24 protein-coding genes are annotated in these 26,044 nt (G+C 64.1%); 8 read left to right on the top strand and 16 right to left on the bottom strand.

Going from position 1 to position 26,044, the window contains the following annotated elements:
- Positions 1-31 precede the first annotated feature (31 nt).
- The 3 genes from betA to betI form a co-directional block, all read right to left on the bottom strand.
- A complete protein-coding gene (gene betA, locus CAG11_RS03035) occupies positions 32-1,735 on the bottom strand; it encodes a choline dehydrogenase (protein ID WP_085594548.1) in 1,704 nt (567 codons plus the stop codon).
- A gap of 143 nt (positions 1,736-1,878) precedes the next feature.
- Positions 1,879-3,351 carry a betaine-aldehyde dehydrogenase gene (betB, locus tag CAG11_RS03040; RefSeq protein WP_085594550.1) on the bottom strand — a complete coding sequence of 491 codons (1,473 nt, stop codon included), beginning with the start codon at positions 3,349-3,351 and terminating at the stop codon, positions 1,879-1,881.
- Positions 3,352-3,457: 106 nt separating this feature from the next.
- Positions 3,458-4,051 carry a transcriptional regulator BetI gene (gene betI, locus CAG11_RS03045; RefSeq protein ID WP_022641535.1) on the bottom strand — a complete coding sequence of 198 codons (594 nt, stop codon included), beginning with the start codon at positions 4,049-4,051 and terminating at the stop codon, positions 3,458-3,460.
- Positions 4,052-4,476: 425 nt separating this feature from the next.
- Between betI and betT the strand changes: the two genes are divergently transcribed.
- Entirely contained in the window at positions 4,477-6,474 is a 1,998-nt protein-coding gene (gene betT, locus CAG11_RS03050) for a choline BCCT transporter BetT (protein WP_085594552.1), read from the top strand.
- 165 nt (positions 6,475-6,639) lie between these two features.
- Here betT and choV read toward each other — a convergent pair whose 3' ends face one another.
- The 3 genes from choV to CAG11_RS03065 form a co-directional block, all read right to left on the bottom strand.
- The gene (choV, locus tag CAG11_RS03055; protein WP_085594554.1) at positions 6,640-7,818 is read right to left on the bottom strand and encodes a choline ABC transporter ATP-binding protein; all 1,179 of its coding nucleotides are present in this window, start codon (positions 7,816-7,818) and stop codon (positions 6,640-6,642) included.
- Complete coding sequence (gene choW / locus CAG11_RS03060) at positions 7,815-8,660, bottom strand: choline ABC transporter permease subunit (RefSeq protein WP_022641532.1); 846 nt, start codon at positions 8,658-8,660, stop codon at positions 7,815-7,817. The genes choV and choW overlap by 4 nt, the downstream gene beginning before the upstream one ends.
- Positions 8,661-8,726: 66 nt before the next feature.
- On the bottom strand, positions 8,727-9,674 hold the full coding sequence (locus CAG11_RS03065) for a choline ABC transporter substrate-binding protein (protein ID WP_022641531.1): 948 nt from the start codon (positions 9,672-9,674) through the stop codon (positions 8,727-8,729).
- A gap of 430 nt (positions 9,675-10,104) precedes the next feature.
- On the opposite strand from CAG11_RS03065, the gene CAG11_RS03070 reads away from it, so the two are divergent.
- On the top strand, positions 10,105-11,481 hold the full coding sequence (locus CAG11_RS03070) for an L-serine ammonia-lyase (RefSeq protein WP_085594556.1): 1,377 nt from the start codon (positions 10,105-10,107) through the stop codon (positions 11,479-11,481).
- Between the two features lie 417 nt (positions 11,482-11,898).
- Positions 11,899-13,002 (top strand): GlxA family transcriptional regulator, encoded by a 1,104-nt coding sequence (locus CAG11_RS03075; RefSeq protein WP_085594558.1) that lies wholly within the window; start codon positions 11,899-11,901, stop codon positions 13,000-13,002.
- Between the two features lie 22 nt (positions 13,003-13,024).
- Here CAG11_RS03075 and aac(6') read toward each other — a convergent pair whose 3' ends face one another.
- Together aac(6') and CAG11_RS03085 are read right to left on the bottom strand one after the other, a co-directional pair.
- Positions 13,025-13,471, bottom strand: a complete 447-nt coding sequence (gene aac(6') / locus CAG11_RS03080) for an aminoglycoside 6'-N-acetyltransferase (protein WP_085594560.1) — start codon at positions 13,469-13,471, stop codon at positions 13,025-13,027.
- Positions 13,472-13,537: 66 nt separating this feature from the next.
- Positions 13,538-13,801 (bottom strand): hypothetical protein, encoded by a 264-nt coding sequence (locus CAG11_RS03085; protein ID WP_015637320.1) that lies wholly within the window; start codon positions 13,799-13,801, stop codon positions 13,538-13,540.
- Positions 13,802-14,115: 314 nt separating this feature from the next.
- Here CAG11_RS03085 and CAG11_RS03090 point away from each other — a divergent pair, with 314 nt between their 5' ends.
- Both CAG11_RS03090 and CAG11_RS03095 read left to right on the top strand, forming a co-directional pair.
- A complete protein-coding gene (locus CAG11_RS03090) occupies positions 14,116-14,544 on the top strand; it encodes a DUF4952 domain-containing protein (protein WP_177409178.1) in 429 nt (142 codons plus the stop codon).
- Positions 14,545-14,774: 230 nt separating this feature from the next.
- Positions 14,775-15,725 (top strand): TIGR03899 family protein, encoded by a 951-nt coding sequence (locus CAG11_RS03095; protein ID WP_085594564.1) that lies wholly within the window; start codon positions 14,775-14,777, stop codon positions 15,723-15,725.
- An 11-nt stretch (positions 15,726-15,736) separates the two neighbouring features.
- Here the strand turns inward: CAG11_RS03095 and CAG11_RS03100 are convergent, their stop codons facing one another.
- The 5 genes from CAG11_RS03100 to CAG11_RS03120 form a co-directional block, all read right to left on the bottom strand.
- The gene (locus CAG11_RS03100) at positions 15,737-16,897 is read right to left on the bottom strand and encodes a gamma-butyrobetaine dioxygenase (RefSeq protein ID WP_085594566.1); all 1,161 of its coding nucleotides are present in this window, start codon (positions 16,895-16,897) and stop codon (positions 15,737-15,739) included.
- A gap of 25 nt (positions 16,898-16,922) precedes the next feature.
- The gene (locus CAG11_RS03105; RefSeq protein ID WP_085594568.1) at positions 16,923-17,399 is read right to left on the bottom strand and encodes a thioesterase family protein; all 477 of its coding nucleotides are present in this window, start codon (positions 17,397-17,399) and stop codon (positions 16,923-16,925) included.
- Positions 17,400-17,483: 84 nt separating this feature from the next.
- Positions 17,484-18,449 (bottom strand): L-carnitine dehydrogenase, encoded by a 966-nt coding sequence (locus CAG11_RS03110; protein WP_085594570.1) that lies wholly within the window; start codon positions 18,447-18,449, stop codon positions 17,484-17,486.
- A gap of 177 nt (positions 18,450-18,626) precedes the next feature.
- Positions 18,627-19,514 (bottom strand): 3-keto-5-aminohexanoate cleavage protein, encoded by an 888-nt coding sequence (locus tag CAG11_RS03115; RefSeq protein WP_085594572.1) that lies wholly within the window; start codon positions 19,512-19,514, stop codon positions 18,627-18,629.
- A 90-nt stretch (positions 19,515-19,604) separates the two neighbouring features.
- Positions 19,605-20,549: a choline ABC transporter substrate-binding protein gene (locus CAG11_RS03120; protein ID WP_085594574.1), complete on the bottom strand. Its 945-nt coding sequence runs from the start codon at positions 20,547-20,549 to the stop codon at positions 19,605-19,607.
- Positions 20,550-20,742: 193 nt separating this feature from the next.
- Between CAG11_RS03120 and CAG11_RS03125 the strand changes: the two genes are divergently transcribed.
- On the top strand, positions 20,743-21,690 hold the full coding sequence (locus CAG11_RS03125; RefSeq protein ID WP_085594576.1) for a GlxA family transcriptional regulator: 948 nt from the start codon (positions 20,743-20,745) through the stop codon (positions 21,688-21,690).
- 258 nt (positions 21,691-21,948) lie between these two features.
- On the opposite strand, the gene CAG11_RS03130 is transcribed toward CAG11_RS03125, so the two are convergent.
- From CAG11_RS03130 to CAG11_RS03140, 3 genes are all read right to left on the bottom strand, one after another.
- Complete coding sequence (locus CAG11_RS03130; protein WP_022641519.1) at positions 21,949-22,365, bottom strand: DUF3010 family protein; 417 nt, start codon at positions 22,363-22,365, stop codon at positions 21,949-21,951.
- 137 nt (positions 22,366-22,502) lie between these two features.
- Positions 22,503-23,420 (bottom strand): LysR family transcriptional regulator, encoded by a 918-nt coding sequence (locus CAG11_RS03135; protein ID WP_085594578.1) that lies wholly within the window; start codon positions 23,418-23,420, stop codon positions 22,503-22,505.
- 143 nt (positions 23,421-23,563) lie between these two features.
- On the bottom strand, positions 23,564-23,968 hold the full coding sequence (locus CAG11_RS03140) for a lysozyme inhibitor LprI family protein (protein ID WP_022641517.1): 405 nt from the start codon (positions 23,966-23,968) through the stop codon (positions 23,564-23,566).
- A gap of 342 nt (positions 23,969-24,310) precedes the next feature.
- On the opposite strand from CAG11_RS03140, the gene CAG11_RS03145 reads away from it, so the two are divergent.
- Positions 24,311-25,288, top strand: a complete 978-nt coding sequence (locus tag CAG11_RS03145) for a dipeptidase (RefSeq protein ID WP_085594580.1) — start codon at positions 24,311-24,313, stop codon at positions 25,286-25,288.
- A 210-nt stretch (positions 25,289-25,498) separates the two neighbouring features.
- A complete protein-coding gene (locus tag CAG11_RS03150) occupies positions 25,499-26,029 on the top strand; it encodes a DUF5943 domain-containing protein (RefSeq protein WP_022641515.1) in 531 nt (176 codons plus the stop codon).
- Positions 26,030-26,044: the final 15 nt, after the last annotated feature.

Here is a 26,044-nt window from a genome sequence, read left to right on the forward strand (position 1 = left end):
CGCCGGCCATTGCGGCCGGCGCCAATCGTGCTTATTGCGCGTTCGCGGCTACGTCGCGTACAGGCTTGCCACGTACCGGGGCTTCGCCGGCCACGTAGTAGGCAGCCTTGCTGCGCGGCAGCGGCTGGCGGCCACGGATCTTGTCGGCGATTTTCTCGGCCATCATGATCGTCGGCGCGTTGAGGTTGCCGGTGGTGATGATCGGCATGATCGAGGCATCCACCACACGCAGGCCCTGCATGCCGTGCACGCGACCCTGGCCATCGACCACGGCCATGTCGTCGGTGCCCATCTTGCACGAGCAGGATGGGTGGAACGCGGTCTCGGCGTGCTCGCGGATGAATTTGTCCAGCTGTTCATCGGTCTGCACTTCGATGCCCGGGCTGATCTCGCGGCCGCGGTAGGCGTCCAGTGCCGGCTGCTGCATGATTTCGCGGGTCAGGCGGATGCCGTCGCGGAATTCCTGCCAGTCCTGCTCGGTGGCCATGTAGTTGAACAGGATGCTCGGGTGCTGGCGCGGGTCTTTCGACTTGGCCTGCACGCGGCCGCGGCTTGGCGAGCGCATGGAGCCCATGTGGGCCTGGAAGCCGTGTTCCTTCACGCCGTTGGAGCCGTTGTAGTTAATGGCTACCGGCAGGAAGTGGTACTGGATGTTCGGCCATTCGAACTCTTCGCGAGTACGGATGAAACCACCAGCTTCGAACTGGTTGCTGGCGCCGATGCCGGTGCCCTTGAACAGCCACTGCGCACCGATGGCCGGCTGGTTCCACCACAGCAGCGATGGGTACAGCGATACCGGCTGGGTGCAAGCGTATTGCAGGTACAGCTCCAGGTGGTCCTGCAGGTTCTCGCCGACGCCAGGCAGGTCGTGGACCACCGGGATGTCCAGGCTTTCCAGCAGGGCGCGCGGGCCGACGCCGGAGCGTTGCAGCAGCTGTGGCGAAGCGATGGCACCGGAGCTGACGATGACTTCCTTGCGCGCACGGGCTTCCACGCGCTCTTCGGTGCTGCCTTGCAGGTAGCTCACGCCTACGGCGCGCTTGCCTTCGAACAGGACCTTGTCGGTCAGGGCGTGGGTGACGATGGTCAGGGTGGAGCGTTTCTTGGCTATGTCCAGGTAACCGCGGGCGGTGCTGGAGCGACGGCCTTCAGGGGTCACAGTGCGGTCCATCGGACCGAAGCCTTCCTGTTGGTAGCCGTTGAGGTCTTCGGTACGCGGGTAACCGGCCTGTACGCCGGCCTCGACCATGGCGTGGAACAGCGGGTTGTTGCCCGCCTTGGGTGTGGTCACCCGTACCGGGCCTTCGCCACCGTGGTAGTCGTTAGGGCCGATGTCGCGGGTTTCGGCCTTGCGGAAGTACGGCAGGCAGTCCAGGTACGACCAGTCTTCCAGGCCTGGCAGCTTGGCCCAGCCGTCGTAGTCCATGGCGTTGCCACGGATGTAGCACATGCCGTTGATCAGCGAGGAACCGCCCAGGCCCTTGCCACGGCCACATTCCATGCGGCGGCCGTCCATGTGCGGCTCTGGATCGGTCTCATAGGCCCAGTTGTAGCGACGGCCTTGCAAGGGGAACGCCAGTGCCGCAGGCATCTGGGTACGGAAATCGAAACGATAGTCCGGGCCGCCGGCTTCCAGCAGCAGGACGGTGACGCCTTCGTCTTCGGTCAGACGGGTCGCCAGGGTGTTACCGGCAGAGCCGGCACCGATGATGATGTAATCGAATTCTTGGGCCATTGGAGCCTCCGTGGAGAGCTGCAAGCCTCAAGCTTCAAGCTGCGAGAAAAGGCAGCGAAGCGGGCTTGGCGTTGAATGAGGAGCAGGCGGCAAGACAGGCTTTTGCCCTGGCTTGCCGCTTGTAGCTGGCTGCTAGCGGCTGCTTAGAACACCGAGGCGTAGTCGCCCAGCTCGACCTGCACCGACTTGATGCGGGTGAAGTTGTTCAGCGAGCTGATGCCGTTCTCACGGCCCACGCCCGACTGCTTGTAGCCGCCGACTGGCATCTTGGCGTCGGACTCGCCCCAGGCGTTGATCCAGCAGATACCGGCTTCGAGCTGGTGGATGATGCGGTGGGCGCGGTTCAGATCGCGGGTGACGATACCGGCGGCCAGGCCGAAGTCGGTGTCGTTGGCACGACGGATCACTTCTTCTTCGGTCTCGTATGTGAGGATGCTCATCACTGGGCCGAAGATTTCTTCACGCACGATGCTCATGTCGTCGGTGCAGTCGGTGAACACGGTTGGTGCCACGAAGGCGCCCTTGGCGAATTCGCCATCGGTCAGGCGCTCGCCGCCGCACAGTACGCGGGCACCTTCTTCCTTGCCCTTGGCGATGTAGCCCAGCACGTTCTCCATGTGGGCGAAGCTCACCAGCGGACCGAAGTTGGTGTTCTCGTTCTCTGGGTTACCCACGCGGATGCGGGCAACGCGTTCGGCGATCTTGGCTTCGAAAGCAGCCTTCAGGTGGCTCGGTACGAACACGCGAGTGCCGTTGGTGCAAACCTGGCCCGAGCTGTAGAAGTTGGCCATCATCGCGGTGTCGGCGGCGCGATCCAGGTCGGCGTCGTCGCAGATGATCAGCGGCGACTTGCCGCCCAGTTCCATGGTCACTTCCTTGAGCGAGGAGCTCGAAGCGCTGGCCATGACCTTCTTGCCGGTGTCGGTGCCGCCGGTGAAGGAGACTTTCTCGATGCGTGGGTGCTCGGTCAGCCAGGTGCCGACTTCACGGCCGCTGCCGGTCAGGACGTTGAACACGCCAGCCGGTACGCCTGCCTCGGTGTAGATCTCGGCCAGTTTCAGGGTGGTCAGCGAAGTCACTTCGCTGGGCTTGAAGATCATCGCGTTGCCAGCGGCCAGGGCCGGGGCGGATTTCCACAGGGCGATCTGGATCGGGTAGTTCCAGGCGCCGATACCGGCGACCACGCCCAGTGGCTCGCGGCGGGTGTAGACGAAGGAAGTGTCGCGCAGCGGGATCTGCTCGCCTTCGATGGCCGGTACCAGGCCTGCGTAGTATTCCAGCACGTCGGCGCCGGTGACGATGTCGACGTACTTGGTTTCGGAGTAGGCCTTGCCGGTATCCAGGGTTTCCAGGGCGGCCAGCTCGTCGTTGCGCTCACGCAGGATGTCCACGGCGCGACGCAGGATGCGCGAACGCTCCATGGCGGTCATGGCGGCCCAGATCTTCTGGCCTTTTTCGGCGCTGACCACGGCGCGTTCCACGTCTTCCTTGGTCGCACGTTGCACTTGTGCGAGAACTTCACCGTTGGCCGGGTTGATGGCATCGAAGGTGGCGTCGCTGCCGGCATCGGTGTAGCCGCCGTCGATGTAGAGTTTTTGCAGTTCAAAACGGGCCATAGTGTCCTCGCAAGTGCATTGAGTTATGGGCTTGGCCACCGAGCGTGCCCTTGGATTCGGGCGCGCTGATCAGTGGCGTGCAGAGGCCGAGCGTCTTGGTTGTGCTCTAGCGCTCCTGCTTAGCCAGTTGTAGATCCATGTATTCGTAAGCAATCCGTATCGCCTGGTCGGTGTCGAATGCATCACCCGACAGGGCGCCACGCAGCCACAAGCCGTCGATCAAGGCCGCCAGGCCGCGGGCTGCCTTGCGCGCATGGTAGAGCGGCAGGACGCGGCGGAACTGGCAACACAGGTTGGAATACAAGCGGTGGTCGTTGATCCGCTGCAACCTGTGCAAATCGGGCTGGTGCATGCTGGAAGCCCAGAAGGCCAACCAGGTTTTCATTGCCGGGCCGTTCACCTGGCTGGCATCGAAGTTGCCCTCGATGATCACCTTCAGATGAGCGCGCGGACTGTCGTCCGTCAGGGCCTGGCGGCGTGCTCTGACGCCTTCGTTGAGCATGCTCATGATGTAACCCATCGTCGCTGCGATCAGGCCGTTCTTGTCCCGAAAGTAGTGACTGATGATGCCGTTCGACACTCCGGCCAAACGGGCGATCAGCGCAATGCTGGCGTCCCCCATCCCGACCTGATCGACCGCTTGTAGCGTGGCTTCGATCAACTGCTGGCGGCGTATGGGTTGCATACCGACCTTGGGCATCTGCTACCTCTCCTTAGGCCCGCCGGCAGACGCATGACGGCTGTCGGCTTGCGGGCCAGTCTATTTTGTTTTGATTGAACGTTCAATCAACAAAGAATAAGATCTGCGACAAATCGTCGCTGCCTACGGATTCTTCCCGCATGTAGATGGCGGAAAACGACCTCCGAAAAAGACCGCACCCCAGGGATGGCATGGCGTGAACCGGTAAGGACGGACGTGTTGAATGGGCAAGACGCTTCAGGCCTGACGCCGAACCGTGGGTTCGAGTCGAGGCCGGGGACGCTGGTTCGCAACGCAGCCGCCGTGGGTCCGGGCTTTTTTCGGGGTGTCTTTATATCACCCGACGATCGGCTGCCAACTAACCGATTGGTCGGGTGCCGTGTTGCCTTGTGTCCTTCTCTCGCACTGCCTGGAGCATCTGTGCAATGAGTTCTGCCTCTCTTATAAAGACCCCGCCGGAAAAGGTGCGGGTCAACGGTTGGGTGTTCTACACCTCGACCGCGCTGATCCTGTTGTTGACTGCGATCCTGATCATCGCCCCGCAAGAGGCCGGCAAAATGCTGGACGTTGCCCAGGCATGGTTGTCCCGCAGTTTCGGCTGGTACTACATGCTGGTGATCGCCGCCTACCTGGTGTTCGTGGTGGGCCTGGCGTTCTCTTCCTACGGCAAGCTCAAGCTGGGGACCAAGCAAGACACCCCGGACTTCAGCTATGGCGCCTGGGCCGGGATGCTGTTCTCGTCCGGCATCGGCATCTCGCTGCTGTACTTCGGTGCGTCCGAGCCCCTGGACCACTACTTCAATCCGCCCGAAGGCGTGCCAGCCAGCAACCAGGCCGCGCGCCAGGCGCTGCAACTGACGTTCCTGCACTGGGGCCTGCACGGCTGGGCGATCTATGCCCTGGTGGGCCTGGCGGTGGCGTACTTCGCCTACCGGCATAACCAGCCACTGGCCCTGCGTTCGGCGCTGTACCCACTGGTGGGCGAGCGCTGGGTCAAGGGCGCGGCCGGCCACGCGGTGGACGGTTTCGGCATGTTCGTGACCCTGCTGGGCCTGGTGACCAACCTGGGCATCGGCTCGATGCAGGTATCGTCCGGCCTGGAAAACCTGTTCGGCATGGAGCACAGCAACACCAACCTGCTGATCGTGATCATCGTCATGAGCACGGTGGCCACCATCGCCGCAGTGTCCGGGGTGGAGAACGGCATTCGTCGCCTGTCCAACCTGAACATCGTGCTGTTCAGCGGCTTGCTGATCTTCGTCCTGCTGTTCGGCCCGACCCTGCACCTGCTCAACGGCTTCGTGCAGAACATCGGCGACTACCTCAACGGCGTGGTGCTCAAGACGTTCGACCTCTATGTGTATGAAGGCGACAGCGCCAAGTCCGATCGCTGGCTGGGCCTGTGGACCCTGTTCTACTGGGCCTGGTGGATTTCCTGGGCACCTTTCGTGGGCATGTTCATCGCGCGTATTTCCCGTGGCCGCACCGTGCGCGAGCTGGTGGCTGGCGTACTGCTGATCCCGCTGGGCTTCACCCTGGCCTGGCTGTCGATCTTCGGCAACTCGGCCCTGGACCTGGTGCTCAACCAGGGCGCGGTGGAACTGGGCAAGACCGCCCTGGAACAGCCGTCCATGGCCATCTACCAGTTGCTCGAGCATTACCCGGCGTCGAAGATCGTCATCGGTGTGTCGATCTTCGTGGGCTTCGTGTTGTTCCTGACCCCGGCCGACTCCGGCGCGGTGATGATGGCCAACCTGTCCTGCAAGGGCGGCAACGTCGACGAAGACGCCCCGCACTGGCTGCGGATCTTCTGGTCGGTCGTGATCACCCTGGTGACCGTCGGCCTGCTGTTCGCCGGTAACTTCCAGGCCATGCAGACCATGGTGGTGCTGGCTGGCCTGCCGTTCTCGGTGGTGCTGGTGTGCTTCATGTTCGGCCTGTACAAGGCCATGGCCCAGGACACCCGGGTCGAGCAGGAACAAGCGGAACTGGCGGCCCGCGGCCGTCGCGGTTTCAGCGAGCGCCTGACCCAACTGGACCTGCAGCCGACCCAGGCAGTGGTCCAGCGCTTCATGGACAAGCACGTGACCCCGGCGCTGGAAGAAGCCGCGACCCTGTTGCGCAACCAGGGGCTGGATGTGCAGACCCTGCTGGGCAAGTCCAAGCGCTGCATGGGTGTGCGGATCGAGATGGAAGAGGGCAACCCTTTCGTCTATGAGGTGAGCCTGGACGGTTACCTGGCGGCGCCGAGCGAATCGGCCGATGCGCCGGAAGAGCGTGCACGCTACTACCGTGCCGAGGTCTACCTGCACAACGGCAGCCAGGAGTACGACCTGATGGGTTTCACCCAGGAGCAGATCACCCGTGACGTGCTCGATCAGTTCGAAAGCCATCGGCAACTCCTGGGCCGGGTCTACAGCTAAGTCCTGAAGTAGACGCGGGCCCGGGCTCACCGGGTACCGCGTCGCCCGCGAAGCGATGTGTGGCGTACCGCTACATCCGCTCCTGCAACAGGTGCAATTCGCACCTCTATTCCCCCTCAAACGACAACGCCGCGACCCAGGTCGCGGCGTTGTCGTTTGTGTCCATCAGCCCAGGTTCTTGCCGAGCAGCGCGTGGTAGAGCTCGCTGTCGCCGAGGATCCCCACCACCTTGTGGTTATCGTGGAGCACCAGCTTGTTGCCGGTCTGGTAGCGGATCTGCAGGGCCTCGCGCATGCCGATACTGGAATCCACCAGGGTCGGGCGCCGGCCCAGCTCTTCCACCGATTGCCCCGGCGCCCAGTTCTGCAGGTCCAGTTGCGAGCCGTTGCGCCGGGCGCCCTTGATGGTGTTGCCCTCGGCCAGGTCCAGCCAGGAGTCGCCACCCGGGTCCAGGCACACCGAGCCGTTGACCCGCTTGCAGTTGTCCAGGCTGCGCATCAGGCTGCGCCCGCACAGTACGTTCAACGGGTTGGTATGGGCGACGAAGGTGCGCACGTAGTCATCCGCCGGGTTGAGCACGATCTCTTCGGGCTTGCTGTACTGGATGATCCGCCCGTCCTTCATGATGGCGATGCGGCTGCCCAGTTTCAGGGCTTCGTCCAGGTCGTGGCTGACGAACACGATGGTCTTGTTCAGCTTGCGCTGCAGCTCCAGCAACTCGTCCTGCAGGCCCTGGCGAATCAGCGGGTCGAGGGCCGAGAAGGGCTCGTCCATCAGCAGGATGTCGGCGTCCATGGCCAGGGCACGGGCCAGGCCCACGCGTTGCTGCATGCCACCGGACAGCTCGTCCGGCTTCTTGTTGCGCCACTGGGTCAGGCCCACCAGCTCCAGCTTCTCGTCCACCAGCTTGCGCCGCTCCTTCTCGGGGCGGCCCTGCATCTCCAGGCCGAAGCTGATGTTCTCGCGCACCGTCAGCCAGGGCATCAGGGCGAACTTCTGGAACACCATGGCGATGCGCTTGGTGCGCATCATCTTCAATTCCGCCGGAGTGCAGTGGGCGATATCGATGTGCTTGCCTTCGTGTTCGACGAACAACTTGCCGCGGCTCACGGTATTGAGGCCGTTGATGCAGCGCAGCAGGCTCGACTTGCCCGAGCCGGACAGGCCCATCAGCACGCAGATCTCGCCCTTGTTGATGTCCAGGTTGGCCTTTTCCACGCCGACCACCAGGCCGGTCTGCTTGAGGATCTGTTCGCGGGTCTGGCCCTTGTCCAGCAGTGCCAGGGCTTCGCGCGGCTTGTTGGAGAAGATGACGTCGACGTCTTCGAAACGAATGATGCTCATGCCTCACCCCTTGCCGGCAGTTCCGGCTGCTTGCAGATACGGTCGAGCATGATTGCCAGCAACACGATCGCCAGGCCCGCTTCGAAGCCCAGGGAGATATCGGCGGTGTTCAGTGCGTTGACCACGGGTTTGCCCAGGCCGTCGGCGCCCACCAGGGCCGCGATCACTACCATCGACAACGACAGCATGATGCACTGGGTCACGCCGGCGGCGATGCTCGGCATCGCGTGGGGCAGTTCGATCCGGGTCAGCAACTGGCGCCGCGAGCAGCCAAAGGCCTTGCCGGCATCCAGCAGCTCTTGCGGCACGTCGCAGATGCCCAGGTAGGTGAGGCGGATCGGCGCGGCGATGGCGAACACCACGGTGGAAATCAGCCCCGGGACCACGCCCAGGCCGAACAGGGTCAGGGTCGGGATCAGGTAGACGAAGGTCGGCACGGTCTGCATCAGGTCCAGTACCGGGCGCATGGCGGTGTAGAACATCGGCTTGTGCGCGGCGAGGATGCCCAGCGGCACGCCGATGACCACGCAGACCAGGGTGGCGAAGGTCACCTGGGCCAGGGTCTCCATGGTTTCCTGCCAGTACCCCAGGTTGAGGATCAGCAGGAAGGACAGCACGACGAATACGGTCAGGCCCCATTTGCGCTGGATCATGTGCGCCAGCAGGGCAATCAGGCCGATCAGGGCCAGGGGGTTGAACCAGGTCAGCGCGAAGGTCACGCCGTGAATCATGGCCTCGAGGGTGGTGGCGATCGCATCGAAGATGCTGGCGCCGTGTTTCGTCAGCCACTCGACGAAGGCCGCGATGTACTGGCCCAGGGGGATTTTCTGATCAGTGAGCATGGTAATGAACGTCCGCATGCAATGGAAAAACAGCCCGGGCGGGCCAGCCCGCCCGGCGTCAGCGACTTACTGGGCAAGCTTGGCTTTGACGGCCTCCAGGCCTGGTTTGCCATCGATGGTGGTCACGCCGGCGAGCCAGGTGTCGAGTACCTCGGGGTTTTTCTTGAGCCAGGCCTTGGCGGCCGCGTCAGGCTTCATCTTGTCGTCCAGCACGTTGCCCATCAGGGTGCTTTCCATGTTCAGGGTGAACGACAGGTTCTTCAGCAGTTGCCCGACGTTGCTGCACTCCTGGACGTAGCCCTTGCGGGTGTTGGTGTAGATGGTCGCCTGGCCGAAGTTGGGACCGAAGAACTCATCGCCACCGGTCAGGTACTTCATCTTGAAGCGGGTGTTCATCGGGTGCGGTTCCCAGCCCAGGAACACCACCGCGGTGTCGCGGCGCTGGGCGCGCTCGACCTGGCTCAGCATGCCCGCCTCGCTGGATTCGACCACCTTGAAGCCGGCGTCCTTCAGGCCGAAGGCGTTCTTGTCGATCATGCTCTGGATGGTGCGGTTGCCGTCGTTACCCGGCTCGATGCCGTAGATCTTGCCGTCCAGCTCGGTCTTGAACTTGGCGATGTCGGCGAAGTCCTTGAGGCCCTTGTCATACAGCGCCTGGGGCACCGCCAGGGTGTACTTGGCGTTCTCCAGGTTGGCGCGCACGGTCTCCACGGTGCCGGCATCGCGATACTGCTTGATGTCGTTTTCCATGGTCGGCATCCAGTTGCCGAGGAATACGTCCATGTTCTTGCCGTCGGCCAGGGACTTGTAGGTCACCGGCACGGAAATCATCGTGGTCTTGGTCTTGTAGCCCAGGGCGTTGAGCACGACGCTGGTGGTGGCGGTGGTCACGGTGATATCGGTCCAGCCGACATCGGAGAAGTTCACGGTACTGCATTGCGCCGGTTCTGCGGCCTGTGCCAGGAACGGCAGACTCAGCATGGCGGCCAGCAACAACGAGGGGGAACCTTTCATAGAGGGGGGACTCCTGGATGTTCTTCTTGGCGGCGTTCGGACCGCGCTTATTGAGTGTGGCGGTTGGTGTGTCGGGAACAGCTCTACCACCGTGCCTTGCAATCGAGTCGAGACTGATCATGTACCAGTGAAAATCTGTCGCCTACCGGGTGCGTCGTATCCAGTACAGGGAGGGTCGCATCCAGTGTCGGTGAGGTCGCATCCAGCGTTTTTGCGCAGTTTTTCCTGCGTCCGGGCGGCAAAAACGCCCGGAACCCGACCCTGGCGCCTGGCGGCGTTGGTGGGCATGAGCGAGTCGGTGTCAGACGTCGGCAAACCCGGCAAAAGCCCGATGATGCGCCCTTCTCGGCGGATTGCAGCTTGAGCGTAGCAGCTCCGTCAGTGGGCGTTTTCGGCGCCCGGACTGTGCTCATCGAGGAGTTATCCAGGCATGGCTATCAGTGTGTTCGACCTGTTCAAAATCGGCATCGGCCCGTCCAGTTCCCATACCGTCGGCCCCATGCGCGCCGCCGCGCTGTTCGTCCAGGCCCTGGGCCAACGGCAGCAGCTGGAGCAGGTGCGGCGGATCGAGGTACGGCTGTACGGATCGTTGTCGGCCACCGGCATCGGCCATGGCAGCGACAACGCGGTGATCATGGGCCTGATGGGCGAATGGCCGGACGCGATCGACCCGTCGCTGATCGGCACCCGCATCGACTTGCTGCGGGAAACGTCCACCCTGCTGCTGGACGGGCGCCTGCCGCTGCCGTTCGTCTGGTCCCGGGACATGCTCCTGCTGGAGCAGAACCTGCCGTTCCATCCCAATGCCATGACCCTGGTGGCCGAAGGCGAGGGCGGCGAACTGCATCGCGACACTTATTATTCGGTGGGCGGCGGTTTCGTCGTCGACCAGGCCCAGGCCGACAGCGGTGTGGCGGACCTGGACCGCAGCGAGCTGCCCTATGATTTCTCCAGCGCGGTAGAGCTGCTCGAACTGTGCCGCAGGCACAACCTGCGGGTGGCCGAGCTGATGCTGGCCAACGAGAAGACCTGGCGCTCGGAGGACGAAATCCGCAGCGGGTTGATGGCGCTCTGGCGGGCCATGCAGGACTGCGTGGAACAAGGCCTCAAGCACGAAGGCACGCTGCCGGGCGGGCTCAATGTACGGCGCCGGGCGGCCAAGCTGCACCGCAGCCTGCAGGAGTTGAACAAACCCAATGTGATCGGCTCGACCCTGAGCGCCATGGAGTGGGTCAACCTCTATGCCCTGGCGGTCAACGAAGAGAACGCCGCCGGCGGGCGCATGGTCACCGCGCCCACCAATGGTGCGGCGGGGATCATCCCGGCGGTGCTGCACTACTTCATGAAGTTCAGCGAGGAGGTGACCGACGCCAACGTGGTGGACTTCTTCCTCGGTGCGGCGGCCATCGGCATCCTGTGCAAGAAGAACGCCTCCATCTCCGGTGCCGAGGTCGGTTGCCAGGGCGAGGTCGGTTCGGCCTGTGCCATGGCGGCGGCAGGCCTGGCGGAGATTCTCGGCGCCAGCCCCGAGCAGTTGTGCAACGCCGCCGAGATCGGCCTGGAGCACAACCTCGGCCTGACCTGCGACCCGGTGGGCGGGCTGGTGCAGGTGCCCTGCATCGAGCGCAACGCGATCGCCGCGGTGAAGGCGATCAATGCCGCGCAGATGGCCCTGCGCGGCGATGGCCAGCACTTCATTTCCCTGGACCGGGTGATCCGCACCATGCGCGATACCGGGGCCGACATGCACGACAAGTACAAGGAAACCTCCCGCGGCGGCCTGGCGGTCAGCGCCGTGGAGTGCTGAGCCGCCAGCCGCTGCGCGCAAACGGCCCATCGGCTCGGGAGGACGCCACCTTTTAGCGCGTCGTGATTAGACAAGTGGCCTATGGCGCCGGCGGACATTCCCGTTCGTCGGCCCGTTGCGCTTTGAGTGACACTCGGCTGTGGCCTGCACGCGCGACGGCTCTACGAGTGCTACCTAACTGCTCACCGTCCTCGGTCGGCATCCGCCGGCCTATCCCCGCGCACTGCTTATCCGCACTCAGGCAAGGGCTATATAGACGCGTCGCGACGTCGTTTTCAGGAGTTATTGAATGCCCATTCAACTTTAGGCATGGCAATTGCTCTGTGATGACCAAGCCTGTTTCCATCGAGGGACGGGCACCAATAAAAAGAGCCTCCGCCTGAGGCCATCACCCGCTTTGTGTGAGGAGATATCGCGATGACGTCGTTCAACTCCGGGGCCCAACCCCAGAACCGTGCGCCTCAATCCATCGGTTTCTTGCTGCTGGATAATTTCACGCTGATTTCCCTGGCCTCCGCAGTCGAACCACTGCGCATGGCCAACCAACTGTCCGGTCGCGAGCTGTATCGCTGGACCACCCTCAGCGTCGATGGCGGCCAGGTCTGGGCCAGTGATGGCCTGCAAATCACCCCCGACGCCTCCATGCACAAGGCTCCCAGCCTGGATACCGTGATCGTCTGCGGCGGCATCGGCATCCAGCGCACCGTCACCCGCGAGCATGTGTCCTGGCTGCAGAGCCAGGCCCGCCAGTCCCGGCGCCTCGGCGCGGTGTGCACCGGCAGTTGGGCGCTGGCCTGCGCCGGCCTGCTGGACGGCTTCGATTGCAGCGTGCACTGGGAATGCCTGGCGGCGATGCAGGAAGCCTTCCCCCGGGTGGCCATGAGCACCCGCCTGTTCACCCTCGATCGCAACCGCTTCACCAGCTCCGGCGGCACCGCGCCGCTGGACATGATGCTGCACCTGATCAGCCGCGATCACGGCCGCGAGCTGTCGGCAGCGATCTCGGAGATGTTCGTCTACGAGCGCATCCGCAACGAGCAGGACCACCAGCGCGTGCCGCTCAAGCACATGCTCGGCACCAACCAGCCCAAGCTGCAGGAAATCGTCGCGCTGATGGAAGCCAACCTGGAGGAGCCGATCGACCTCGACGAACTGGCGGTGTACGTCGCGGTATCGCGCCGGCAGTTGGAGCGCCTGTTCCAGAAGTACCTGCACTGCTCGCCATCGCGCTACTACCTCAAGCTGCGCTTGATCCGCGCCCGGCAACTGCTCAAGCAGACGCCGATGTCGATCATCGAAGTGGCCTCGGTCTGTGGTTTCGTCTCCACCCCGCACTTCTCCAAGTGCTACCGCGAGTATTTCGGCATTCCGCCACGGGACGAGCGCATCGGCTCCAACACCACCCAGCAGGTGGCGATAATGCCGCTGCCCCAGGCCATGGTGCTTGCACCGTTGTCGGGGCCGCTGTCGGCCCTGAGCCAGGCACGCAACGAGTCGACCTTCGCCAGCGTGCGACTCTAGGCGCGGTTGCAGGCAGTCCCGGTCACAGGGCTTTCTTGAAGTACACCACCCGCTCGGTTTCCTCGAAGCCGAGCGCGCGGTGCAGGGCGTGGCTGACCAGGTTGTCCAGGCTGGCGTCCGAGGCGATTTCCACGCAGCCCTGCTGCCGACCCCATTGGCTGACCTGTTCGATCAGGCGCTGGGCCGTGCCCTGGCGCCGATGCCCGGGAGCGACGTAGATACCTTCCAGAAACACCACCGGCGAGCTGTCGGTGCCATTGACGTAGTCGTGGCGCAACGACGCCTCGGCCAGGCCCAGCGTTTCACCGTCGGCGGCCTGGGCCAGCCAGCAGCCGTAGCGTGCGGGCTCGGCGAGCATCTGGCGGATTTCTTCCCGGTGTTCCTCGGGTGGGCAGTGGGGCCACAGGCCCAGGCGCAATTGCAGCCAATGGCCGGGATCGGCGGCTTGGCCGGGCAGGATACGGATCATGGGCGGTTGCCTGTGCAGTACAAAGAGGTGCGTACTCTAGCAACCGGCCCACGGCCCCGGGGCGATTCAGGCGCGTTTTTGCTGTTGGTACTCGGCCAGGGCCGGCAGCAACTGGCGATCGATGGCCTGGCGCACGGCAGGAAGAATGGTCGCGTTGCCGGTGAGCATCTGCTCGACCATGCCCTTGAGCGCCTTGGCCCGGGCATCGCTCAGCCCCCGAACCGCACATTCGCAGGCCTGCTCGGCACTGGCGCCTGCGGGCATCTCGAAACCCAGGGCCCGGAGTTGCCCCAGCAGGTCGTCCTGGTCAATCAAATCCGCATGCATCATGGCGCTTGTCCTTGTTCAGGGAGTGGGGTCGCCAGCCGATTCTGGTAGGCCGTCCGGGTGGCGGCAAGGGCAGATTGTCGCGATGGCCCGTTTACCTATGAACAGGTCGTTTTCGACTAAGTCGATGGCCATGGCCGGTTGCCACAGCGTTGGGAAAAGGCGGCGCAATCAAGTCTTGCGGCGCTTGCTTGTGAGGCCTCGGGCTTGCCTGAAGGGTGGGGTAATGAGCGCTCCTGCTACGCAAAGACACTCTGTGCAAGCACTGGGTGTTCGGTAGGATGGCCGCCGAGTGGCACACCATGGAGCTGGAGTGGATGAAAGTGATGTTCAGAATGGGGTTCGCCTGTTTGTTGTTGATGGTTTCCAGCGCTGCTCTGGCAGCTCCCGAGTGTGGCGATTTTCTGCAGGCCATGACCGATCCACCGAAGTCCCTGGAGTTTTTCCGTTGTGAGTCGAAGCCCCAGGATCAGGGCGCGCCGCTGACCGCCAGTTACCGGGTCAAAGGTAAGGATGCCCATGAGGTAGAGCGCTATCTGCAGCGGGAGTTGGGGGTTCAGGAGGGGCTCAGGTTTGTCTGCTGCGGCTGGGAAACGAAGGGTTTCATTTCCTATAGGGATAAAAAGACCGGGCGTAATTACCAGATTGGCATGGGCTCTGAAGAGACGCCCTACAACCAGCGCCAGGATTGGCACAAGATCGGCTATTTCTATGTGACGGTGGTGCTGTATACCGAGGACATCTGAAGGCGTGGCTGTGGCCCTATTACCTATGAGCAGGTCGCTCTTGGCTAACTCGCGGGAAGGCAGAGTGGGCAGACTGGAGCCAGCTCGCGTCGTGTCGGTTTGGTCACCTTCTCACCGCAGCTCCTCAGCAGTAGTCCCTGCCTCGATCCTGTCACGGCTTGATCGGGGCTTTTTTATGCGCTTGGCGGTTATGCGATAGTGCGCCTGGTTCAACTTTCGCGAGATTGCCCATGGATGAGGAAGCGCCAGTGTCGGACAAGGTACTGAACAAGCTGATCGAGACGATTTCCAACGGCTGCGGCCACCTGTACCGGCCCATCGGCCTGCGTCGTGATGCCGATGCCCAGGCCTATAGCGTGCTGAAGCTGGGCCAGGCCAGGACCGAAGCGGAAATCCAGCGTGAAGAGGCCCTGCTGGCGGCGGACCACCAGCGCCGTTCGGTGATGCTCCAGCATGAGGAAGAGCTGGCCCGGCGCAGCGCCAAGCGCAGGTTGCACCAGGAGCTGTTGAAGCAGGAAAACCTCGAGCGGATCTTTGCCCAGGCCCTGGAAAACCCTCCCGAATCGGCGGACGAGCAAAGTGTCGACCAGGATTGGCTGACCGACTTCGTCGAGCGTGCGCAGAAGATCTCCTCGCAGCAGATGCAGGCGCTCTGGGCCAGGATCCTGTCCCTGGAAGTGGGCAATCCGGGCAGTTTTTCCGTGCGTGCGATGGACGTTCTCAAGAGCATGACCGCCGCCGAAGCGAACGCTTTTCGCAAGTTGTGCGCGATCGCCAGCAAGCTGGGCAAGGGCAGTGCCCCGGTGGTCCTGGTCAATGGCCGACGCAAGCTGCGCTGGTTCAATGCCCTGGCAGACATCGATTTTCAAGACCTGGAATTGCACCGCTGTGGCATTCCCCTTACAGACCAGCTCGCACTCCAGGCACTGGGCCTGATCCATGCCAAGGAACTGTGCATTTCCGATCTGCCAGCGGCCACCGTGCTGGACTTCGACCTCTACTCGAAGTCCCTGCGGGTTGAAGTGTTGAAGAACAAGTCGACCCTGGCCTTCATCAACTTCACCGGCGTGGGCGCCGAGCTTTACCAGCTCGTGGATGAGGAGGTGAACCCCAAGTACGTCGAGTTGCTCCAGGACAAGTTGCAGAAGGTCGCCAAGGTCGAACTGATCGACCGTCCCTGAGCGTTGGCCGCTCAGCGTTGCAGCACCAGGATCCTGGACAGCAGTTCGTCACGGTCGATGTAGCAGCCCTGGAAGTGCCGGGCGCCGCTGGCCGGGTCGAAAGCATTGCGCGCATGCAGGGTACGCCGGTTGTCGAAGCACCACAGCTGCCCCGGTTCCAGGCGCCGCACCAGGCGAAAGCGCGCCTGGCGGGTCAGGGCGATCAGGTTTCGATAGGCGTGGTACAGGCGGGGCATCTGTTCTGGCGCTGCATCGAAGGGGCCGCGCAGGAAGTTGGCCATGCGGATCTCCGCCACCTGGCCCAGGGCGTCCAGGGCGATGATCGGCGCCAGGCAGCGATAGTCGCTGTGGCGATCCTTGTTGCGAAATTCCACGGGGATTTCGCACAGGGTGCGAAACGCCTCGGGGTCTTCCCGGCGCAGGGCATCGGCGATGGCGAAACCGTCGACGAAGATGCTCTCGCCGCCCTCCGCGTCGTTCACCAGGCAGTGCAGGAACTGCAAGCCCGGTTGCAGCTCACGAGTGGGCAGGTCGCTGTGCAGCGGCAGGTTGAAGGCAGTGTAGGCATTGCTGTCGGCATCGGCCTTGGATTGCACGTTGAACAGCACGCCGAAGTTGCTTTCACGGATGAACGAGATCCGCCGGGCGATCGCTGCCAGCGCCCCGGGTTCGGTCGGCGCCCCCCGGACCTGGGTCAGGCCGATATCGCGCACCGCCAACAGCCATTGCAACAACGCCTGGGGATCGTCCATCACCGCCTGGTATTCGAAGACCGGCAGTTGCAGGCTGCTGTCCCATAACCGGCTGTGGGCCCTGGCTACGCGGCGCTCCTCGCGCGACTGCGGGTCATAGGCGTGGGCCCGCAACCAGCCTGGGTCGAAACGGCTCTGGTGGCCGTCCTGCCAGATCACTTGCAGGCAACCCTGGTGGTCGATTTGCGCGCTGGAGCACGCCAGGTCCTCGGGCACATCGAGGATCTCCAGCACCTGCTCGCGGGTCACCGGATAGACGCATTGGGGGCAGGAGCAGTTGTCCCGCAGCCAGGGGTAGTGGAAGGGGCTCCAGCGACCGTCGGCCCACTGCACCAGGACCTGGTCCGGCAAGGCCTGGACGGTGGCCAGCGCGCTGATCAACGGATAGCTGCGGTAGTCGGCAAAGGCGGCGGTGTGCACGGCGATCTCCTTTTCGGGTTGGGGGTTACTTCTGCGCGGGCAGGCCGATCACCCGGCCGATCCAGGCCGGAGGTGGCAGGTCCGCCTGTGCGGCTTGCAGGGCCGCAAGCCGTTGCCGCACGGCGTCGGTGAACGGCGCCGAATGCGGCCCGGCGAGGTCGACGTGGAGCAGCATCTGTTCGTTGCCGGCCAGCTCCCGGGCATCACCGACCTGGTGCAGGCTGTGGTACAGGTGCAGGCGCTTGTGGTCGTGGCCGATGATCTGGGTGCGTACTTGCACCTCGGTGTCGAGCTTCACCTCGTGCAGGTAATTCAGGTGCAGCTCCAGGGTGAACAGCGAGTGACCGCTGGCCTCGCGGTTGTCGCTGTCCAGCCCCAGGCAGTCCATCAGGGCATCGGTGGCGTAGCTGAAGATCAGCAGGTAGAAGGCGTCGCGCAAGTGGCCGTTGTAGTCGACCCAATCGCTGATGATGCGGGTGTTGTAGGTAGTCAGTGCAGGCATGGCAGGGGCTCGGGCAAGGGGCAGTGGAATCCCGGGGCCGCTGCCGAAGGCCCCAGGGCGCCCGGCAGTGGCTTGCAGGAGTCGTTATTCGCTGAAACTCATGCCGTGCCTGGCCTTGGTGGTTTTCACCGCCTCCAGCACCGCCAGCAGGCAGTCGTCGCGATAGCGCTCCAGGGCGGCGATGCTGCGCTCGCCCAGTTGCTCGGCGGTGCCTTCGACCACGTTGTCGATCAGCTTGTCGGTCAGCTGCGGAGCCGGCAGGTAGGTCCAGGGCAGTTGCAGCGCCGGGCCGAACTGGGCCATGAAGTGGCGCATGCCGGCATCCCCGCCCGCCAGGGTGTAGGTGAGAAAGGTGCCCATGAACGACCAGCGCAGGCCGGCGCCGAAGCGGATCGCATCGTCGATCTCGCCGGTGCTCGCCACCCCGTCGTTGACCAGGTGCAGGGCTTCGCGCCACAGGGCCTCGAGCAGGCGGTCGGCGATGAACCCCGGGACCTCCTTGCGCACGTGCAACGGGCGCATGCCCAGGGATTGGTAGACCTGGATCGCCGCTTGCACGGCCTCTGGCGCGGTGCGCTTGCCGCCTACCACCTCCACCAGCGGCAGCAGGTACACCGGGTTGAACGGGTGGCCCACCACGCAGCGTTCCGGGTGGGTCGAGCCTTCGTAGAATTCGCTGGGCAGCAGCCCCGAGGTGCTGGAGCCGATCAGCGCATCGGGCTTGGCCGCCGCGCTGATCTTGCTGTGCAGCTCCAGCTTGAGTTCCAGGCGTTCCGGGGCGCTTTCCTGGATGAAGTCCGCGTCACGCACGCATTCCTCGATGGTCGCCACGAAACGCAGGCGGTCCTGGGAGGCACCGGGCGCCAGGCCGTTCTTCTGCAGTGCGCCCCAGGCATTGGCCACCCGCTGGCGCAACGCCGCCTCGGCGCCTGGAGCCGGGTCCCAGGCCACCACGTCCAGGCCATGGGCCAGGGCGCGGGCTACCCAGCCGCTGCCGATCACGCCACTGCCCAGGGCAGCGAAGGTCTTGATGTCGGTGATAAAACGCATGGCAATGTCCTGATAGTCAAAAAATGGAGGTATCTGTAGCCGCTGTCGAGCCTGCGAGGTTGCGTCCGGCGGCGTAGCCGTCGTGAAGCCGGACGGCGCGGTGTGCCAGGTAACCCATGGTTGCTGTCGTGGCGGCTGTGTTGCCGCCGTGCGCAGCCTCGTACAAGGCCGGAGTGGTCAGCCGCGTTTGTTCAGGCCCATCTTCCGGCGGCCCTCGGCCGGGGTCAGGACCCGTGCTCCCAGGCGGCTGAGGATCTCGCTGGCGCGCTCCACCAACTGGCCGTTGGTTGCCAGCACGCCCTTGTCCAGCCACAGGTTGTCTTCCAGGCCGACTCGCACGTTGCCGCCCAGCAGCACGGCCTGGGCTGCCATCGGCATCTGCATGCGGCCGATGCCGAAGCCGGCCCAGACCACGTCCGGCGGCAGGTTGTCGACCATGGCCTTCATGGTGGTGGTATCGGCCGGGGCGCCCCAGGGAATGCCCAGGCACAGCTGGAACAGCGGGTCGTCCAGCAGGCCTTCCTTGATCATCTGCTTGGCGAACCACAGGTGGCCGGTATCGAAGATCTCCAGCTCGGCCTTCACCCCCAGTTCCTGGATACGCTTGGCGCCGGCCCGCAGTTGGGCCGGGGTCGAGACGTAGATGGTGTCGCCGTCGCCGAAATTCAGGGTGCCGCAGTCCAGGGTGCAGATCTCCGGTAGCAGCGCCTCGACGTGGGCCAGGCGCGCCAGCGGGCCGACCAGGTCGGTATTGGGGCCGAACTCGGTGGGGCGTTCCCCCGGGCCGATTTCCAGGTCGCCGCCCATGCCGGCAGTGAGGTTGACGATGATGTCGACGTCGGCCTCGCGGATGCGCTCCATGACTTCGCGGTACAGCGCCACATCGCGGCTGAACTTGCCGGTCTGCGGATCGCGGACGTGGCAGTGGACCACGGTGGCCCCGGCCTTGGCGGCTTCTACCGCGGCGGCGGCGATCTGCTTGGGGGTGATGGGTACATGGGGACTCTTGGCGGTGGTATCGCCGGCCCCGGTGAGTGCGCAAGTGATGATGACGTCGTGGTTCATGGTGCAATTTCCTTACAGGCGTGTTTGCTGGGGGCGTTGGCGCTGCCGTGCGCGGCCCTGGCGGGCGGCGCGACGGCACAGGTCTTCAGGTCATTGGCGGGTCAGTTGCAGGTGCTCGATGGCCGGCTTGCCGTCGAAGGTGGTCACCCCGTCGAGCCAGCGCTGCTGGTCTTGCGGGTGATCCTTGAGCCACTGCCGGGCGGACTCCAGGGCGTCCTTGTGGTCCAGCAGCGGCTGCATCATGCGGCTCTCGTCCTCGGCGCTGAAGGTCAGGTTGGCCAGCAGCCGGCTGACATTGGGGCACTGCTGGGCGTAGCTGGGGGCCGTGACCGTCCAGACCGTGGCCCGGCCTTCATCGGGCCCCAGGGCGTTGTCGCTGCCGGAGAGGTAGGTCATCTGCACGTTGACGTTCATCGGGTGCGGCGCCCAGCCGAAGAACACCACCGCCTCCTTGCGCCTTACCGCGCGGTCCACCGCGGCGAGCATGCCGGCCTCGCTGGACTCCACCAGCTGGAACTTGCCGAGGCCGAACTGGTTCTTGGCGATCATCGCCTTGATCTGGGTATTGGCGCCGGAGCCGGGCTCGATACCGTAGATCTTGCCGCCCAGCTCCTTCTCGAAGCGGGCGATGTCGGCGAAGCTCTTCAGGCCCTTGTCCGCCAGGTAAGTGGGCACGGCGAGGGTGGCGCGGGCGTCTTTCAGGCTGGGCTGGTCGAGGACCTTGACCTGGCCGGCCTCGACGAACGGGGTGATGGTCTGGGTCATCAGCGGGTTCCAGTAGCCCAGGAACAGGTCCAGGCGCTGGTCGCGGATGCCGGCGAAGATGATCTGCTGCGAGGCGCTGGTCTGCTTGGTCTTGTAGCCGAGGCCGTCGAGCAGGACCTGGGCCATGGCGCTGGTGGCGATCACGTCGGTCCAGTTGACCACGCCCAGGCGCACGTTCTGGCAACTGGCGGCATCGGCGGCCATGGTTCCGGAGCTGAACAGGAGGGTACCGCTAAGAGCCAGGACGCAACGGCTGATCAGTCGTTTCATGAGGGTTTCCTCGGCAGGTCGTTATTGTGGGCCCGGCGTCTTCGTGCGCCGGTGATGCCACGTTACGCAGCTGGCGGGTTGCGAAAACGCACAGCGGCGACCGGCTCTTGCACTGCAGCGACCTCGCGTCTTGAAGCCACCCGGGAAACGGCGTATCACAATGGCCACGCCGCCCGTCCTCCGAGTGCGTCCCATGTCCCAGGATTTCTACTTCTTGCTGTTGCCGGGGTTCTCGGCCATCGGCTTCATCTCGGCCATCGAGCCTTTGCGGGTGGCCAACCGCTTTCGCGGCGGGCTGTATCGCTGGCATGTATTGAGTGTGGATGGCGGGGCGGTGCTGGCCAGCAACGGCATGTCGGTCAACGCCGATGCCGCGCTGGAGCCGTTGAAGAAGGGCGCTACCTTGCTGGTGGTGGCCGGGTTCGAGCCGCTGCGGTCCTTCGGTGCGGCCCTGGAGCACTGGCTGCGGCGCCTGGATGGGGAAGGGGTGACCCTGGGCGGGATCGACACCGGTAGCGTGGTGCTGGCCGAGGCCGGGCTGCTGGAAGGGCACCGGGTAGCCTTGCACTGGGAAGCGATCGACGCCTTCAAGGAGTCTTATCCACAGCTGAGTGTCACCCAGGAACTGTTCGAGATCGACCGCCGGCGCATCAGCTCGGCTGGCGGCACGGCGTCCATCGACATGATGCTCGACCTGATCGGCCAGGCCCACGGCCCGCAGCTGGCGATCCAGGTCAGCGAGCAGTTCGTGTTGGGGCGCATCCGTCCGCGCAAGGACCACCAGCGCATGGAGGTCGCCAGCCGCTACGGCATCAACAACAAGAAACTGGTGCAGGTGATCGGCGAGATGGAGCAGCACAGCGAGCCGCCCCTGAGCACCCTGGCCCTGGCCGAGTCGGTGAAAATCACCCGGCGCCAGTTGGAGCGCCTGTTTCGCCTGCACCTCAACGACACGCCGAGCAATTTCTACCTCGGGCTGCGCCTGGACAAGGCCCGCCAGTTATTGCGCCAGAGCGACCTGAGCGTGCTGGAAGTGAGCATCGCCTGCGGTTTCGAATCGCCGTCCTACTTCACCCGCAGCTACCGCGCGCGGTTCTTGAATTGCCCCCGGGAGGACCGACAACACAGCCAGAAGGCCTGAGAGCCTGTCCACGATCTGCTGCGTTTAGCCCATGGGGCGTTAAAAAAGGCTTTGAAATGCTCAATCAGGACCCTGAATTGCGCTTTCTCAGGCATTTTTGCCTGGCCTGAACGTCGCTCGCTAGACCGTGAGCAGGCTCTGAGCTGCCCTGTTGGTGGGCGCGAAGCGGGCGCGCGATGCAGGCAACCCGTTGGGTCAGGCCGTACGCCATCGCGGGCCAGTCGGATCGCCGCCCGCTCGCTTCTACAGATACGCGGACTACTTCTTCAGCAGCGCCGCGCAGGCCGCCTTGTAGGCCTCGTGCTGGTACTTGTTGAGGCTCGCCGGCAGCTCGTAGCCGTGCTTTTTGTGCTGGGCGGTGAGGGTCTGGGGCGACAGCAGCGTCACCTCGCAATTCTCCAGCAACTGGAACACGCCCTCGATCTTGAAGGTGGTGGGGCCACCGGCGAACTCGCCTTTCTTGCTGCGCTTCTTGATGGCGATCCGGGTGATGCCCTGCTCGCGGACAAAATCCCGCACCTGGGCGGCGAAGGTGCGCACGTTGGCCGCTTCATCGTCGTCTTCCAGGGCGATCTTCTTCACGGCGATGGCCTGGTGTTCAAGCGTGCCGCCTTGCAGGGAGGCGAGGGCGAAGATGGCTTCGCTACCCTTGATCTCGATACCGCAAATGCTCATGGGGAATCCTTGTGAAAGTCGTTGGCTGGCGCGCAGCTTACAGCTCCAGCTGGTCGGCGCGAATGCCGAATGCCGCGGCGCGGCCGAGACTTGTATTTCCTCCACGACAGAAGCTTGTCCCTTTGTTGCCCTTCTCTCTAGCGGACGGGCGGCGGTCCGCGACGGTCCATTTCGTACACCCGGCTGTGCAGCAGGCGCTCCTTGAGCCAGGTACCGGCCTGGCCCAGGGGGCTTTGGCGTGCCCAGAGCAGATCGACGCCTACCTGCCAGTCGCCGTGGAACGGGTCGGCCAGGTGCAGTTCCACCAGTTCGCCCCTGGCCAGCTCGCGCTGGACCAGTTGCCGGGGCAGGGCGGCCCAGCCGAGCCCGGCACGCAGCATTTCCAGCAGTGCGTGCTGGTCTTGTACCTGCCACAACCGCAGGCAACGCAGGTACCCGCTGCTGGGGGGCTGCTGGCTGGGCAGGCTGGAGGCGCACAGGCGCCGGTGCTGCTGCAAGTCGTCGGCGCTCAGAGGGTTGCGCTGCGCCAGGGGATGATCCGGGCGGCAGGCATGCACCAGGTGCAAGCGGCCCACTTGCTGGAACTCCAGCGCCTGGGGATAACCAGGCGCTGAGGGGGCCAGGCCGAGTGCTGCCTCACCCCGGGCTACCAGTTCACTGGCACTGCTGGAGTGAGGCTGGCGCAGCAGCAGGTCAACCTGGGGGAAAGCCTGCTCGAACTCGCGCAGCAACGGCAGCAGTGGGCCGCAAGGGGCCTGGATCGCCAGCGTCAGTTGCGGCTCCGACTCCTGGGACAAGCCATCGGCGCTGGCTTGCAGGTCCTGGCAGCGTTCCAGCACCGCCTCGGCCTGCAGCAGGATTTTCCGACCAGTGGCGGTCAACGCCGGGCTGCGAGTGCTGCGGTCGAACAGCTCCACCTTCAGGTCGTCCTCCAGGTTGGCGATGGCCAGGCTGACGGTGGACTGGGTCTTGCCCAGCTGGCGCGCGGCGGCCGAGAACGAGCCGGTGCGGGCGGCCTGGACGAACATCTGCAGCTGATCCAGTGAAAAATCCATGGTGTCCCCCAATCCCTGGGCAAGAGCCCCTGGCCCTGCGTTGAACAGGCTGGCAGTCCAGGCTTTGCAGGGTATTCAAGCACAGCCTTGCGGCTCGCGAAGGGGCGGGGACGCTGGCGCGTCCCCGGATCGGCGCCAGGGGATCACTCCTGGGCGATGGACTCGATGAACTCCGAACGCTCGTCGCTCATGCGCGCCAGGCAATCGTTGCTGGCGATGTTGTAGGCCTTGCTGCCGGGCTTGGCCGGGAAGGATTCCACGGCGCAGTCGGCGTCGCGCTGCTTCTGCCACAGCTGCTGGGCGTTCTTGACCTTGGCGGTGATGTCGCCCAACTGGGCCTTGTCGTTGCCATACAAAGTGCCCAGGCGTTCCAGCAGGCTCTGCACGTTGTCATTGAGCAGTTGCTCGGCGGTGGTCCTGTTATAGGTCGCGCACTCCAGGGTCTGCACGTCGTTTTCCACGCCGTCGCAGGGCGAGCCGTCGGCCTCTTCGGCAGCCTGGGCGCCGCTCGCCAGCAGTATCAGGGCCAGGAAGATCGGTTTCTTCATTGCAGCGCTGCCTCTAATCCGGTGAAGCCTTGGTTGAAGCGGCGAATTCTGGCCCAAGGTTCGAGCAAAGAACAGAGCCTGCCCCGGGCCGCGTGAAAACTCCCGCCCAGGCCCAGCAGGCGATGCCCTCCCAGGCCCCTGGGCTGTGCTTTCGCGCCTGTTCGTCTCTGCTCTGGCGCGGTTTTCGCGGAGCCTGGCATGGCGCTTCGTCGGCGCTTGACGCTTTCGGCAAACCCCCTGTCGTTTTTGCACCGGGGCGCCCTGGTCCTCAGGCATATGCTGGCCCCAAAGCGCCGGCAGACGATTCGGCGCAGGAATCGCCAGATAAAAGGGGACAGCCTGATGAGCCCAGCCGAACTGCACGCCGACAGCATCGTTATCGACGGATTGATCATCGCCAAATGGAACCGCGAACTGTTCGAGGACATGCGCAAGGGCGGCCTGACCGCAGCCAACTGCACGGTGTCGGTCTGGGAGGGCTTCAAGGCCACCGTCGACCAGATCGCCGCCAGCCAGAAGCTGATCCGCGACAACAGCGACCTGGTGATGCCGGTGCGCACCACCGCCGACATCCGCAAGGCCAAGGAACTGGGCAAGACCGGCATCCTCTTCGGCTTCCAGAACGCCCACGCCTTCGAGGACCAGATCGCCTACGTGGACGTGTTCAAGCAGTTGGGCGTGGGCATCGTGCAGATGTGCTACAACACCCAGAACCTGGTGGGCACCGGTTGCTACGAGCGCGACGGCGGGCTATCGGGTTTCGGCCGCGAGATCGTCGCCGAGATGAACCGCGTCGGCATCATGTGCGACCTGTCCCACGTCGGCTCCAAGACCAGCGAGGAAGTCATCCTCGAATCGAAGAAGCCGGTCTGCTACTCCCATTGCCTGCCTTCGGGCCTGAAAGAACACCCGCGCAACAAGTCGGACGCAGAGCTGAAGTTCATCGCCGACCACGGCGGCTTCGTCGGCGTGACCATGTTCGCGCCGTTCCTGGCCAAGGGCATCGACTCGACCATCGACGACTATGCCGAGGCCATCGAGTACACCATGAACATCGTCGGTGAAGACGCCATCGGCATCGGCACCGACTTCACCCAGGGCCACGGCCAGGACTTCTTCGAGTACCTGACCCACGACAAGGGCTACGCCCGGCGCCTGACCAACTTCGGCAAGATCATCAACCCGCTGGGCATCCGCACCGTGGGCGAATTCCCCAACCTCACCGAGACCCTGCTGGGGCGCGGCCACTCCGAGCGCGTGGTGCGCAAGATCATGGGCGAGAACTGGGTGAATGTACTCAAGGACGTCTGGGGCGAGTGATGAACACCCCCGGAGCCTGCTGCGCCCACCGATAGCTGCGTCGCGTCCTCGCGACAGGCTCGCCGTACATGCGTACTGCCCTCGCCTGTCGCTGCGGGACTCCTTGCTCTCGGTGTGCTCACGACGGCTCCAGCGGTATTCACGCGAATTTTTTCCATGCAAAGCCAAGGCTTTGCCAAGCCAAGAATGAATTTCTGGAGTCAAGTTTCCATGGCCAAGATCGCCCCGCAACTGCCCATCGAAGTCGACAGCGAGACCGGCGTCTGGACGTCCGATGCCCTGCCGATGCTGTACGTGCCGCGGCATTTCTTCGTCAACAACCACATGGGCATCGAGGAAGTGCTGGGTGCCGACGCCTATGCCGAGATCCTCTACAAGGCCGGCTACAAGTCCGCCTGGCACTGGTGCGAGAAAGAAGCCCAATGCCATGGCCTGGAAGGCGTGGCGGTGTTCGAGCACTACATGAAGCGTCTCTCCCAGCGCGGCTGGGGCCTGTTCAAGATCCAGGACATCGACCTCGACCAGGGCACCGCCAGCGTCAAGCTCGAGCACTCGGCCTTCGTCTACGTCTACGGCAAGTGCGGGCGCAAGGTGGACTACATGTTCACCGGCTGGTTCGCCGGCGCCATGGACCAGATCCTGGCGGCCCGTGGCAGCAAGATCCGCACCGTGGCAGAGCAAGTCTACGGTGGTTCCGAAGAAGGGCACGACGACGGCCTGTTCGTCGTCAAAGCGTTGTAAGCGGAGTTCAAGACA

Origin of the sequence: Pseudomonas sp. B6(2017), assembly GCF_002112765.1 — a bacterium.
Classification (GTDB): domain Bacteria; phylum Pseudomonadota; class Gammaproteobacteria; order Pseudomonadales; family Pseudomonadaceae; genus Aquipseudomonas; species Aquipseudomonas piscis.